At 70.1% G+C, this 13,395-nt stretch carries 9 protein-coding genes; 3 read left to right on the forward strand and 6 right to left on the reverse strand.

Features of this window, described 5'->3' with window-relative positions; genetic code table 11:
* Window positions 1–177: 177 nt before the first annotated feature.
* Window positions 178–3,105: a preprotein translocase subunit SecA gene (gene secA / locus ACIA8L_RS44160; RefSeq protein WP_395914345.1), complete on the reverse strand. Its 2,928-nt coding sequence runs from the start codon at window positions 3,103–3,105 to the stop codon at window positions 178–180.
* A 184-nt stretch (window positions 3,106–3,289) separates the two neighbouring features.
* On the opposite strand from secA, the gene ACIA8L_RS44165 reads away from it, so the two are divergent.
* From ACIA8L_RS44165 to ACIA8L_RS44175, 3 genes are read left to right on the forward strand one after another with little or no spacing between them, the layout of a single operon-like run.
* Window positions 3,290–4,447 carry a GNAT family N-acetyltransferase gene (locus tag ACIA8L_RS44165; RefSeq protein WP_395914347.1) on the forward strand — a complete coding sequence of 386 codons (1,158 nt, stop codon included), beginning with the start codon at window positions 3,290–3,292 and terminating at the stop codon, window positions 4,445–4,447.
* 1 nt (window position 4,448) lies between these two features.
* Entirely contained in the window at window positions 4,449–5,390 is a 942-nt protein-coding gene (locus tag ACIA8L_RS44170) for a GNAT family N-acetyltransferase (RefSeq protein ID WP_395914349.1), read from the forward strand.
* A 40-nt stretch (window positions 5,391–5,430) separates the two neighbouring features.
* Window positions 5,431–6,624, forward strand: a complete 1,194-nt coding sequence (locus ACIA8L_RS44175; RefSeq protein ID WP_395914350.1) for a glycerophosphodiester phosphodiesterase — start codon at window positions 5,431–5,433, stop codon at window positions 6,622–6,624.
* 72 nt (window positions 6,625–6,696) lie between these two features.
* Here the strand turns inward: ACIA8L_RS44175 and hpf are convergent, their stop codons facing one another.
* The 5 genes from hpf to mtrA form a co-directional block, all read right to left on the reverse strand.
* Window positions 6,697–7,341 carry a ribosome hibernation-promoting factor, HPF/YfiA family gene (gene hpf, locus ACIA8L_RS44180; protein ID WP_395914351.1) on the reverse strand — a complete coding sequence of 215 codons (645 nt, stop codon included), beginning with the start codon at window positions 7,339–7,341 and terminating at the stop codon, window positions 6,697–6,699.
* 670 nt (window positions 7,342–8,011) lie between these two features.
* Window positions 8,012–8,701, reverse strand: a complete 690-nt coding sequence (locus ACIA8L_RS44185; protein ID WP_395914353.1) for a ComF family protein — start codon at window positions 8,699–8,701, stop codon at window positions 8,012–8,014.
* Window positions 8,702–9,033: 332 nt separating this feature from the next.
* Window positions 9,034–10,944 (reverse strand): LpqB family beta-propeller domain-containing protein, encoded by a 1,911-nt coding sequence (locus ACIA8L_RS44190; protein WP_395914355.1) that lies wholly within the window; start codon window positions 10,942–10,944, stop codon window positions 9,034–9,036.
* On the reverse strand, window positions 10,941–12,539 hold the full coding sequence (mtrB, locus tag ACIA8L_RS44195; RefSeq protein WP_395914634.1) for an MtrAB system histidine kinase MtrB: 1,599 nt from the start codon (window positions 12,537–12,539) through the stop codon (window positions 10,941–10,943). The genes ACIA8L_RS44190 and mtrB overlap by 4 nt, the downstream gene beginning before the upstream one ends.
* 78 nt (window positions 12,540–12,617) lie before the next feature.
* On the reverse strand, window positions 12,618–13,307 hold the full coding sequence (gene mtrA / locus ACIA8L_RS44200; RefSeq protein ID WP_223098678.1) for an MtrAB system response regulator MtrA: 690 nt from the start codon (window positions 13,305–13,307) through the stop codon (window positions 12,618–12,620).
* Window positions 13,308–13,395: the final 88 nt, after the last annotated feature.

Below are 13,395 nucleotides of genomic sequence, written 5' to 3' on the forward strand. Positions count from 1 at the left end.
AAGTCCAGGCGGGCGCCCTACCGAAACGAAGCAGGCGCACCTGCCGAAATCGAAGCGGGCGGCCCACGTAGAAAAGAAGCGGGCGCTCCGCCGAAGTTGAAGCGCGCGGCCCGCGTAAAAAAGAAGCGGGCGCCCCCGCTGAGGCGGGAGCGCCCGTTCACACTGCGGTAGGCCGGATCAGGCCGGGCCGTCCGGGGCGCCGTGGCAGCGCTTGTACTTCTTGCCCGAGCCGCACGGGCACGGGGCGTTGCGGGACGGGCCGTTGCTGGCGACGGCCTGGCCCGGGGATGGCTTGCGGGCGCCTGCGGTCGGGGCCGGCGGGCCGGAGCGGCGGGCGGACGGCGACGGGCGCTGGCCCGTGGCTGAGCCGTTGGCGCCGTTGGTGCCGACGCCGAGGGCCGGGGCCTGCTCCTGCTCGATGACCACGCCCGCCTCGCCGGCGGCGCCGTCGATGGTCGGGGCCGAGTATTGCAGGGCGCGTGGCATCCGGTTGCCGCCGAGGCCCTTGGCGCGGATCTCGACCGGGTGGTCGGAGAGCTTCACCGCGGGCGCGTCGCTGTCGGCCTCGTCGTCGGCCTCGGCCGCGGGCTCCTCGACGGCCTCTTCGACCTGGACTTCCAGGTTGAAGAGGAAGCCGATGGCCTCTTCCTTGATGCCTTCCTGCATCTGCTGGAACATGTCGAAGCCCTCGCGCTGGTATTCGACCACCGGGTCGCGCTGGGCGTAGGCGCGGAGGGTGATGCCCTCCTGCAGGTAGTCCATCTCGTAGAGGTGCTCGCGCCACTTGCGGTCGATGACGTTGAGCAGGACCTGGCGCTCCAGCTCGCGGACGGCTTCCGCGCCGAGCTCCTCCTCGCGGCGGTCGTAGGCGTTGTGGGCGTCCTCGATGAGCTGGACGCGGAGGAACTCGGGGTCGAGCTGGCCGCCGGCCTCCTCCTCGAGGTCCTCGATGGTGACGCCGACCGGGTAGAGCTGCTTGAGGTTGGTCCACAGCTGCTCGAGGTCCCAGTCCTCGGAGGTCTCGCCGAGGGAGGTGGCACCGACGACGTAGGCGCCGATCACGTCGTCGACCATGTTGCGGACCTGGTCGCTGAGGTCCTCGCCGTCCAGGACGCGCTTGCGCTCGGCGTAGATGACCTTGCGCTGCTTATTGAGGACCTCGTCGTACTTGAGGACGTTCTTGCGGATCTCCGCGTTCTGGGCCTCGATCTGGGTCTGCGCGCTCTTGATCTGGCGCGTGACCATCTTCGACTCGATCGGGACGTCCTCGGGGATGTTGAAGCGGTCCATGACCGCTTCGACGGCACTCGCGCGGAAGCGGCGCATGAGCTCGTCCTGCAGGGAGAGATAGAACCGCGACTCGCCCGGGTCGCCCTGCCGGCCGGAGCGGCCGCGGAGCTGGTTGTCGATGCGGCGGGACTCGTGCCGCTCGGTGCCGAGGACGTAGAGGCCGCCGACGTCGGTGACCTCGTCGGACTCCTCCTCGACCAGCTTCTCGAACTCGGGCAGGAGCTCCGCGAACGCCTTCTCGTACTCCTCCGGCGTCTCCTCCTCGGTGACCCCGCGCTGGCGCAGCTCGGCGTTGGCGAGGTATTCCGCGTTGCCGCCGAGCAGGATGTCGGTGCCACGGCCGGCCATGTTGGTGGCGACCGTGACCGCGCCCTTGCGGCCGGCCTGCGCGATGATCTCCGCCTCTTTGGCGTGGAACTTCGCGTTGAGCACGGCGTGCGGGACGCCCTTGCGGCGCAGGAGCTGGGAGAGCAGCTCGGACTTCTCGACGGAGACGGTGCCGACGAGGATCGGCTGGCCGAGGCTGTGCCGCTCGACGATGTCGTCGACGACGGCGTTGTACTTGGCCTTCTCCGTCTTGTAGATCACGTCCGGGTGGTCCTGGCGGATCATCGAGCGGTGCGTCGGGATGGAGACGACGCCGACGTTGTACACCTTGTTGAACTCGGCCGCCTCGGTCTGCGCGGTGCCGGTCATGCCCGAGAGCTTGGTGTAGAGCCGGAAGAAGTTCTGCAGGGTGATCGAGGCGAGGGTCTGGTTCTCCTGCTTGATCTCGACGCCCTCTTTGGCCTCGATGGCCTGGTGCATGCCTTCGTTGTACCGCCGGCCGTGCAGGATGCGGCCGGTGAACTCGTCGACGATCAGGACCTCGCCGTCGGTGACGACGTAGTCCTTGTCGAGCTTGTAGAGCTCCTTGGCCTTGATCGCGTTGTTGAGGTAGCCGACCAGCGGCGTGTTCACCGACTCGTAGAGGTTGTCGATGCCGAGCTGGTCCTCGACCTTGGCGACGCCGCGCTCGGTGACGGAGATGGTCCGCTTCGACTCGTCGACGTCGTAGTCGGCCTCGCCCTCCTTGCCGCGCTTGAGGCGGTTGACCACGCGGGCGAACTCCTGATACCACCGGGCGGACTGCTCGGCCGGCCCGGCGATGATCAGCGGGGTGCGGGCCTCGTCGATGAGGATCGAGTCGACCTCGTCGACGATGGCGAAGTTGTGGCCGCGCTGGACGAGCTCGTCCTTCGACCAGGCCATGTTGTCGCGCAGGTAGTCGAAGCCGAACTCGTTGTTCGTCCCGTAGGTGATGTCGCACTCGTAGGCGGCCTTGTGGGCGCTCGAGGGCTGGTTGGGCAGCACCGTGCCGACGGAGAGGCCGAGGAAGCGGTGCACGCGGCCCATCCACTCGGCGTCGCGCTGGGCCAGGTAGTCGTTCGTCGTGATGACGTGGACGCCCTTGCCGGACAGCGCGTTCAGGTAGGCCGGGAGCACACAGGTGAGCGTCTTGCCCTCACCGGTCTTCATCTCGGCGATGTTGCCGTAGTGGAGGGCGGCACCGCCCATGATCTGTACGTCGTAGTGGCGCTGACCGAGCACCCGCGAGGCCGCCTCGCGGGCGACCGCGAACGCCTCCGGCAGGATGTCGTCCAGCGTCTGACCGTCGGCGAGCCGTTCCTTGAACTGCTCGGTCATGCCGGCGAGCTCGTCGTCGGTCAGGTCGGCATACTCGTCCTCCAGCGAGTTGACGGCGTCGGCGACGGCCTTCAACCTGCGCACCATCCGGCCCTCGCCGGCGCGGAGGATCTTCTCGAAAATCGACACGGGTCAGCGCTCCCTCAAACGTCTGCGGTCCATCGTAGGCGGCTTTCCGGCCGACCTGCCGCCCCTGTCCGCTGACGCAACGGACACAAGGTACCAAACCGCTATAAATCCCCCGACGCACGACAGAAAATCCAGCTGAAATATCCGCCTCACGGCACCGGCCCATGAGGCAGGATCGGCGTTCATGGACCCGATCGAACTCGCCACCGGTGACGGACTCGTCCTGCGCGCCTGGCAGCCCGAGGACGCCGCGGACGTGTTCCGGGCGTGCCAGGACCCCCTCATCCAGCGCTGGACGATGGTCCCCGTTCCATATCTCCCCGAGCACGCCGAGGGTTTCACCGGCGAGCTGACCAGGGCGGCCTGGGCCGGCGAGACGTCCGCCCCACTGGGGGTGTTCGACGCCCGCTCGGGTGAACTGCTCGCCTCGGCCGGCCTGGTCGCGCTGGACCGGCGCGGCGGCGACGCCGAGCTGGGCACCTGGGTCGCGCCGTGGGCCCGCGGCCGGCGGGTCGCCGAGCGGGCCGGCCGGGCCGTCGCGCACTGGGCGTTCGAGGTCCTCGGCCTGCGCCGGCTCACCTGGCGGGCCGAGATCGGCAACCACGCCTCCAAGCTGACCGCCGAGCGGATCGGGTTCACGTTCGACGGCGTGGTGCGGGCCGGCCTGCCCGCGCGCGGCGGCGGCTTCGTCGACGGCTGGCAGGGCGTGCTGCTGCCCGGCGAGGTCTGCGACACACCCCCGGCCTGGGTGGCCCCCGGCGGCCCGGGCGCGCAGCGGGCCCACGCGCTGAGCCACCCGCCGGAGCGCCTCCCGGCCGGCCCGTGCACCCTGCGCACCCTGCGCGACAGCGACCTCGACGACCTGGTGGCGACCTTCCGCGACCCGGACACGGTGCAGTGGACCTCCATCCCCCTCGATTACCGCCCGGAGCAGGGCCGCGAGTTCGTCCGCAACGCGTATCCGGCGATGTGGCTTCGCGGTACCGGAGCAGGCTTCGCTTTTGCCGACAGGGAAGACCGTTTCGCCGGCACCATCGATCTGCGTATCAGCGGCCTCGATCCGGTCACCGCCGAGGTCGGATACTCCGCGGCGCCCTGGGCCCGGGGTAAGGGCTACACGACGGCGGCGGTACGGGCCGTATGCCGCTATGGCTTCGAGCGGCTGGCCCTCGGCCGGATCGTCTGGCGCGCCCACGTCGGCAACGACGCGTCCCGCCGAGTGGCGGAAAAGGTGGGCTTCAAGGTGGAAGGCGTGCAGCGCGACAGCTGCGTGCAGCGGGGCGAGCGGGTCGACGGCTGGGTCGCGACGCTGCTGCGCCCGGATCTGACAGCGGAGAACTGACATGAACATCGAGTTGCGTCCGTCCGGCACCGACACCGGCGAGCGGACGATCGTCGACGGCGACACCGGCGCCACCCTCGGCCGGATCGACGTCACCCCGCACGGCCCCGGCATCGCCGAGATCGACGTCTGGGTCGCTCCCGAGGCCCGCGGCCGTCGCGTCGCCACGAGCGCGCTCGAGTCGCTCAACGCCGAGCTTTTCAAGAGCCAGACGCAGCGTTGGTACTGTCTGATCGAGGCGACCAACATCGCCGGACTGCGAGCCGCCGGAGCCGCCGGGTTCACCCGCGAAGGGATCGCCCGCGGTGCCGGCCGGAGCGACGACGGCACCCCGCTCGACCTCATCGTCGTGGCCCGCGTCGCCGACGACCCGCCCGGCCCCAGCCCGCGGGCCCTGCCCGATCTTCCCGAGGGCCGGCTCACCGACGGCGTGGTGGTCGTTCGGCCCCTGACGGCCGACGACGCCTCATTGACGTACAACCTCCGCGTCTTGCCCGAAGTGAGCGGCCGCTCGGTCGTCGGCACGCCCATGGACCCGGCCATCGTGGCCCGCCAGTGCGCCGAGTCCGCGTCGAGGTGGCTGGCCGGCGTGCGCGCCGAAATGACGATCCACCGCGCCGACGACGACACGTACCTCGGGGAGATCGCCGTCTTCTACTCCGAGCCCGTCCTCAAGGAGGCGATGATCGGCTACAGCCTGACCCCGGAGGCCCGCGGCCACGGTTACGCGGCCCGGGCCGCCCGCCTGGTGACCGACTGGGGCTTCGAGATCGGCATGGCCCGCATGACCGCCGGCACCGCCACCGACAACATCGCCTCCCAGCGCGTCCTGGAGGCGGCCGGCTACCACCGCGAATGCGTCCAGCTGGCCAAGCTTCCCGGCCCCGACGGCGGACGCATCGACAACGTCGCGTTCGCCAAGGTGCGCCCATCGGACATCTGAGCGTCATGTGACGTTGCGCTGCGCCCTCGAACGTAGGGCCATGCGTCGTCGTGCAGTGATTTCCGGCATGGGTGTGGCCGCGGGTGCGGCCGTGCTGCCCGCCGCTCTCGTCAGCCCGGCGTTTCGTGCGACACAGGCCTCGGCGTCGGAGGCCCAGTCGGCCGGCGCCGGCTTCGCGTCAAACGGGGCTTCCGACAACGACCGTGACCGCCGCCGCCCGGCCCGCCCCCTGGTGATCGGCCACCGCGGCGCCAGCGGTCACCGGCCCGAGCACACGCTGGGCTCATACACGCTCGCGATCGAGCTCGGCGCCGACTTCATCGAGCCCGACCTCGTTCCCACGAAGGACGGGCAGCTCGTCGCCCGGCACGAGAACGAGATCGGCGGCACCACCGACGTCTCCACCAAGCCGCAGTTCGCCTCGCGCAAGACGACCAAGACGGTCGACGGTGTCGCGGTGACCGGCTGGTTCACCGAGGACTTCACGCTCGCCGAGCTCAAGACCCTGCGCGCGGTCGAGCGGCTCCCGGCCGTGCGCCCGCACAACACGATCTACAACGGGATCTTCCAGATTCCGACGTTCCAGGAGGTCATCGACCTCGCGCGGGAAGCGGGCAAGCGCGTCGGGCGCACGATCGGCGTCTACCCGGAGACGAAGCACCCGACCTACTTCAACTCGATCGGCCTGGCCCTCGAGCCGCTGGTCGCGAAGGTGCTCAAGCGCAACGGCCTGGCCGGGCGCAACGCGGCCGCGTTCCTGCAGTCGTTCGAGCCGACGAGCATCAAGAAGCTGCGCGGGCTCGTCGACACCCCGGCGGTCGTGCTGCTCGACCAGGTCGGGCTGCCGTTCGACTTCAAGACCAGCGGCGACCCGCGGACGTGGGCCGACCTGGCCAAGCCGGCCGGCCTGGACTACCTCAAGGCGTTCGCCGACGGCGTCGGCGCGACCAAGAACCTGGTCATCGCCCGTGACGCGGCCGGCAACCTGCTGCAGCCCACCGCCCTGATCCACGACGCGCACGCCCGCGGGCTGAAGGTGCACTCGTGGACGTTCCGCAACGAGAACCAGTTCCTGCCGCTCAACCTGCGCGTCGGTGACGACCCCAACGCCTGGGGCAACATCATCGAGGAGGTCAGGACCTTCCTGGCCGCCGGCCTCGACGGCGTCTTCGCCGACTACGCGGACACGGCCTTCCTCGCCCGCGACCTCTACCTCCAGTCGCCGGGTCGCTGATCAACCGTCCTCGACAGGGCACCCTGGCACCGGGTGCCCTGTCGAGGCACGGTCATGTATGGAACCAGCGGGCTACAGCCCGAGGCTCATGACCCCGTAGTCGTACGCCCGGCGGCGGTACACGACGCTCGGCCGCCCGGACTCCTTGTCGTTGAACAGATAGAAGTCGTGGCCGAGCAGCTCCATGTGGAACAGCGCATCGTCCACGGTCATCGGCTCACCGGGATGTTCCTTCTCGCGCACGATGTGCCACGGCTGGTCGTCGGCCTCCTCGATCAGATCGAAGCCGTCCACGCGCTCCGCCGTCGCCGGGTCGGCTTTCGTGGCGAGCGCGGTCGTGGCGTACTGCTCGGGTGGCGTGAACGCGAGTGACGCGGTCGCCGCGGCGACGGAGACCGGCGCGTGCCGGCCCCGGTGGACCCGGCGACGATCGGCGGCCCGGCTCAGCCGGCTGTCCAGCTTGCTGATCGCAGTGTCCAAGGCGCTGTAGAAGTCGGCGGCGCAGGCTTCCGCCCGGATCACCGGACCACGCGAGTAGCACGTGATCTCGACTCGCTGACAGTGATCGGATTGGCGCGGATTGCGCTCGTGAAACAACTCGACGTCGACGCGGATGAGCTTGTGGTCGTAGCGCTCGACTTTCGTCAGCTTGTCTGCGACGTGCTGCCGGTAGTGATCGGGCACCTCGACGTTGCGGCCCTTGACGACGATGTCCACTCCTGACCTCCCCCACGGGTTCTTCCAGAGAAACGGGTTCGGGTGTCGGTTTCGAGACTCGGCCGGAACGCGCCTCCCCAGAGGCTGAGCCCACGCGGCACGCGACCGAAACTGCGGGTGTCAGGTCCTCCCTTCGCGGCCTCCTCGCCGCGCGGCCCGCTCGAGAGCGGCCACCGGGGCGAGCACTGGTCGTCTCTCGACGTTAAACCGATGTCAGCCACTAGTCACCCCTGGTTCAGAAGAACGGTCGGTTCCTAGACTGAAACCCACCCCGAGGGATTACCCCACGTTGCGCAAGAAGTAACTAACGGTGCAAATCGGTAAAATTCGTGTTCTGCCGCTGACGGTATGTAATGCCCAAATCTTGACGGCCGCTTCCCGCCCCCGCCCCCATTTCTCCGGGTCCGCACCTCTGGCCGCCACAATGCACCCAACCCGCCAGCCCAACGCCCCCAAGCACCCGACACCGATCCCCCACCGCCCAAGCACCCACAGCCGCCGCCCCCACCCGCACCGCCCACCCGCCACGTTCGCCCAGGCCCCACCCCGCCGCACCGCGCCGCCCGCCGCCGCCGCTCCCATAGCCCGCGCCGTCATCTCACACTCGCGCCGTCGCTACATAAGCAGCTCGCACCGTCGTCCGCAGCCTGCACCGTCGCCGGCGGCCTCGTCAGCTCCGGCGCTGTGTCGCGGCGATCGTGGCCGCGCAATCGACGGAAACGCCGGCCTCCGCCAGCCGATGCGCCGCCGCCGCGAGGGTGACGCCGGTCGTGACGATGTCGTCCACCAGCACCACCGCCGCACCCCCACACCGAATCCTGGTCCGAAGCGCGTTCGCCGAGCGGGGTCGCACGGCGAAGGCCAACCGAGCCGCCGCAGCCCGCTGTACCGCCGTCAGCTCCGCCGAATCATCCCCCCGTGGCAACGCCCGCAACGGCCGCGCGATCTCGGTCCTGGGCCGTCTACGGGCCGCCGCCCGAGCCAGCCGCAGCATGTGGTCCCCATGCCGCCGCCGCACGGCCGCCGCGGTCGACGGCACCGGCACGAGCACAACCGGCACCGCCGGCGGCACCGCCCGTTCGAGAACCCGCCCGAGGAGCCCACCCAACGCCCCGGTCAATTCATGCCGATTCTTCTCCTTGTACTGCACAATCGCCCGACGAACCGCCCCCGCATACGCCGCCAGCGCGAACGTCGCCGGCATCCCAACCGGCAAAGGGTCAGGCCAGGTCCGCCGCGGCACCACCGCCCCGAACGCCGCCGAGCACCGAACACAAAGCACCCGCGCCGAAGCCTCTTCGCACCCCGCACAAGCAGCCGGCAGCACGAGGTCCACCAGCCCTTCGATCAGCCCAAGCACCGAACCCCCTCAACAGCACCGCACCGTCCACGCCAACGACACCCACGCGCCCGCCTACGCACACCCCGGCCCCTCGCAGCAGCCGAGCCCACGCTTAAGCCTCGGTCCGCTCCAGCCGCGGTCCCGGTCGCCCCCAGTCCGCTCCGGTCACAGTCGCGGTCGCTCACCCTCAGTCCGCTCCAGCCGCGGTCGCCCCCAGTCCGCTCCCGTCGCAGTCGCGGTCGCTCACCCTCAGTCCGCTTCAGCCCCCGTCTCGGTCCGCTTCAGTCTCGGGCTCCGTCGGTCCGCTTCATTCAGCCCCGGTCTCAATCTCGGTCTCGTCCGCTTCAGTCTCAGTCCGCGAAGAACGGGGCGGTCGGCGTGCGCGGGGCCTGGTTGCCCGACGGCGGGGTGGGGTCCTCGAGTTTCAGGGGGTCGCTGAAGCTGGAGTACAACCGCAGGGCCACGCCGTTGGATTCGAACATCACCGAGTACTTCTGCGGGAAGTCCGGCCGGTTCACCTGGGCCACGAGCTGGGTCACCTCCAGCTGCGTGTCCTCGCGCAGCTGCTGCGGCAGGACGTCCTCCTCGGCACCGTCGATGGTGACGGCGACCAGCGAGTAGGTCGGGGTCAGCGGGTGCGCCGAGCGTGGGCTGGGCTTGCCGCCGACGGCGAGGGTGGTCTCGCCCAGCCAGCCGACCGCCCGGGTGTCGCCGAGCGTCGTGGCGATCTGCACCGGCTGGCCGATGCTGATCTTGTTGTTGTCGAGCAGTAGTGGCGCGACCATGAGGTTGCCGTCGGCGATGAACGCGATGCGCCGGCCCTCGGGCGCGACCGAGAACGCGGTGATCGGCAAGGTCGACAGGCCGGTGCCCAGCCCCACCGTCTCGAACGTCTGCGCCGACTCGTCGGTGCTGATGAACAGGTGGGAGCCGTCGGAGACGAGCAGCCGCCGGAACGGGTAGGTGATCCAGGCCGGCCGGCTCAGGCGGGCCCCGGCGACGTTGACGTAGACGTACTTGGGCGGGCTGGTCAGGGCGGCGGGTGAGAGCACGTAGAGCCGCTGCTCGTTCTTGCCGCCGCCGACGTTGACCAGGCGCACGAGGGCGGCCTTGTTGCCCTGCCGGTTGATCGCCGCGGACACCACCCCGGTGTTGTCGCCGCCGGGCGCGAACAGCGGGTTTTCGGTGACGCCGATCCCCAGCGCGTCGGTGCGCACACTGCCGTTGACGATGCAGAACCGCCGCTGGTCGACCTCGGACGCCTCGATCGCGGCGTTGAAGTCGTCGTATCCGTCGGAGCTCGCGTTGTCGGGCTGCCCCTCGATCATCAGTTTCACGGGCTTGTGGTCGGGCAGCGACCAGCGGATCTGCCGCGCCAGCCGGGTGCGCTCGGCGTCGGTGCGCAGGGTGGCCGTGCCGCGCAGGTTGACCCGGACGTCGCTGTCGCTGAAGACCGGGTTCTCCTTGGTCGTCAACCCGTCCGGCAGCTTCTCGGCGACGTTCTGCAGCAGCTGGCCCGGGCCGTTCTGCAGCCACTTGATGATCTCGTTGACCTGCTTGGCCTTGGACAGCGTGCTGGGCATGTATCGCAGGTCCGGCACCAGCCGCGGGTTGTCCGAGTCGCTTTCCCAGAAGTAGACGGACTGTTTCAGGTACCAGTTCTTGAGCCCCGACTCGCTGATGTAGAGCCGGTCCGGGACCATGCTCAGCCGCAGCTGCCCGCCGACGAACACGGTCTGGTAGGTCTCCGTGATGTCGTCGTATGACGCCGGCGGGACGACCTCGCCGTTCTCGTTGAGCACGGCGACCGGGTGCAGCGGCAGGACGACCTGCTCGCCACCGCGGCCGTCGCCCGCCCCTTCGATGTCGATGGGGTCGCGCACGATGGTCATGCCGGGCTTGGGCGGCTTCCAGGTGGCGGCGGTCGTGTCGGTCATGGCCTTGCGCAGCCGGTCCAGCGCCTCTTTGTTGGCGTCCGGCTCGGCTCCGGCCCCGCCCAGGTTGGCTCCGACGGAGGACTGCAGGAACGAGGTGACCAGATCCTTCGTGGTCTTCTCGCTGCCGAGGTCGGGCGGCGACTTGACCCCGGCCTGGGCCGCGGCCGGACTCGGCGCCGGCCCCGCGTACTTCGGCTCGGTCCGCGACGGCAGCCCGCACCCGCTCAGCCCGGCCACCGCGGCCAGCACCGCACCGGCGGCCACCAGCGCGGCCCCGGTACGCCGCCGCGAGCGGGGAAGCGAAAGGCGTCGCCGCGGCGTCATGAGGTCTCGCCGATCAGGGCGGCCTCGTCGGCGCGGGCGTCGTCCGGGACCAGTCGCAGCGGTGAGGAGACCAGGCGGTCGCCGCTACGGGCCGGCAAGGTCAGGCGGAACTGGGCACCCTTGCCGGGCGCGCCCCAGGCCTCCAGCCAGCCGCCGTGCAGGCGGGCGTCCTCCAGGCTGATCGACAGGCCGAGGCCGGTGCCGCCGGTCTGCCGGGCCCGGGACGGGTCGGCCCGCCAGAACCGGTTGAACACGAGCTTCTCCTCGCCCACCTTCAGGCCGACGCCGTGGTCGCGGACGGTCACCGCGACCGCCGAGCCGTCCGCGGCCAGGGTGACCACCACCGGCTTGCCCTCGCCGTGCTCGACCGCGTTGCCGACCAGGTTGCGCAGCACGCGCTCGACGCGGCGCGGGTCGACCTCGGCGATCACCTCGGTGTCGGGCACGACGACCTTCAGTTCTACTTTGCACCGCTCGGCCAGTGACAGGAGCTGGTCGGCGACGCGGCGCACGACCGGGACGAGGTCGGTCGGCTCGGCGTCGAGGGCGGCGAACCCGGCGTCGAACCGGCTGATCTCCAGCAGGTCGGTGAGCAGGCCCTCGAACCGGTCGAGCTCGGCCTGCAGCAGCTCCGCACTGCGGGCCGCGGCCGGGTCGAAGTCGTCGCGGGAGGAGAACAGCAGGTCGGCCGCCATCCGCACGGTGGTCAGCGGGGTGCGCAGCTCGTGGGACACGTCCGACGTGAACCGCCGCTGCAGCCGGGACATCTCCTCGAGGCGCACGATCTGGCGCTGCAGGTTGGCCGCCATCTGGTTGAACGCGGCGGCGAGCCGGGCCAGATCATCCTCTCCGCGCACCACCATGCGCTGGTCGAGCAGGCCGGCCGAGAGCCGCTGGGCGGTGCGCGCGGCGACCCGCACGGGCGTGACCACCAGACGGGTCATCATGGCCGCGATGAGGGCGAGCAGCGCCACGAGGGCGATGCCGGTGCCGGTGACCACGGCCCCGGTGAACTGCACGAGCTCGTCCTCGCTGTCCAGCGGGATGATGTAGTAGAGCTCGACCGGCAGGGGGCCGACGGGGACGGCGGTGCCCATCACGAGGTACTTCTGCAGGCCGGCGCCGATGTCCAGCGTGGCGATCTGCTGATAGGTGCCCGACTTCGAGCCGACGACGAGTGCGCGGATGCCGCTGACCTGCGGGTCGTCCATGACGTCGCCGTCGCGGGCCTTGGGCCAGTTGGCCTGCAGGTTGCCGCTGCGGCGCAGCATGATGACCTCGGCCTGCGCGTCGTTGACCGATGCGTAGAGCTGGGTCACGACGTTCTTCAGGCTCAGCGGCAGGCTCGGGTCGTCGGCCTGCGTGAAGCCGGTCAGCTCCCGCATGGCGTAGCTGGCACCGCTGTCGACCATTTTGGCGGACTGGTCGATCTTGCTCTGCAGCACGCCGTTGCTGATCAGCGAGGCGACCGTGTAGGCGAAGGCCAGCACGAGGGCGGCGGACAGCGACAGCGTGATGCCGACGACCCGGAACTGCAGCGAGCGTCGCCACTGCCGCCGGGACACGGCCCAGAACCGGCGCAGGCGCCGGCTCATGGCCTGCGGGACGATCCGCCGCGGTCGCAGGCGGCGGGCCCGCACGATGATCGGGTCGATGCGCACCACGGGCCTGGCCTAACCGGTGCCGGCCTTGTAGCCGACGCCGCGGACGGTGAGGATGATCTCGGGCTTCTCGGGGTCCGGCTCGATCTTGGCGCGCAGCCGCTGCACGTGGACGTTGACCAGGCGGGTGTCGGCAGCGTGGCGATAGCCCCAGACCTGCTCCAGCAGCACCTCGCGGGTGAACACCTGGCGCGGCTTGCGGGCCAGCGCCACCAGCAGGTCGAACTCGAGCGGGGTCAGCTTGACCTCTTCACCGTCGCGCATGACGGTGTGGGCCGGCACGTCGATGGTGATCTGGTTGCCCGGTGGCCCTATGGTCAGCAGCTCCGGTGCCACGTCCTCGCCCCGGCGCAGCCGCGCGCGCATGCGGGCGACCAGCTCCTTGGGCTTGAACGGCTTCATCACGTAGTCGTCGGCCCCGGACTCCAGCCCCAGGACCACGTCGACCGTGTCGCTCTTCGCGGTGAGCATCACGATCGGCACGCCCGACTCGGCCCGGATGGACCGGCACACGTCGATCCCGCTCATGCCCGGCAGCATCAGGTCGAGCAGCACGATGTCGGGGCGGGTGTCCCGGAAGGCGGCCAGCGCGCGCTCACCGTCGGCGACGAAGGACGGCAGGAAGCCCTCGCTGCGCAGGACGATGCCGAGCATCTCGGCGAGGGCGGGGTCGTCGTCGACCACCAGGACACGGGCTCTCATGCGGTCCAATATTTCACCCCGGCGCCCCAATGTGGGAACCCGAACGCGGATCTTGGGCAAAGACCACCAGGTTGTGCCGATCTTGTAA

Origin of the sequence: Dactylosporangium sp. NPDC051541 (assembly GCF_044454505.1) — a bacterium.
In the GTDB taxonomy this organism is placed as follows: Bacteria; Actinomycetota; Actinomycetes; order Mycobacteriales; family Micromonosporaceae; genus Dactylosporangium.

What these genes read in the sequence shown, in the direction of transcription:
- ACIA8L_RS44165 (WP_395914347.1), top strand. Translation starts at nt 3,290, where the DNA reads ATGGACCCGATCGAACTCGCCACCGGTGACGGACTCGTCCTGCGCGCC.
- ACIA8L_RS44170 (WP_395914349.1), top strand. Translation starts at nt 4,449, where the DNA reads ATGAACATCGAGTTGCGTCCGTCCGGCACCGACACCGGCGAGCGGACG.
- ACIA8L_RS44175 (WP_395914350.1), top strand. Translation starts at nt 5,431, where the DNA reads ATGCGTCGTCGTGCAGTGATTTCCGGCATGGGTGTGGCCGCGGGTGCG.
- ACIA8L_RS44190 (WP_395914355.1), bottom strand. Translation starts at nt 10,944, where the DNA reads ATGACGCCGCGGCGACGCCTTTCGCTTCCCCGCTCGCGGCGGCGTACC.
- mtrB (WP_395914634.1), bottom strand. Translation starts at nt 12,539, where the DNA reads ATGAGCCGGCGCCTGCGCCGGTTCTGGGCCGTGTCCCGGCGGCAGTGG.
- mtrA (WP_223098678.1), bottom strand. Translation starts at nt 13,307, where the DNA reads ATGAGAGCCCGTGTCCTGGTGGTCGACGACGACCCCGCCCTCGCCGAG.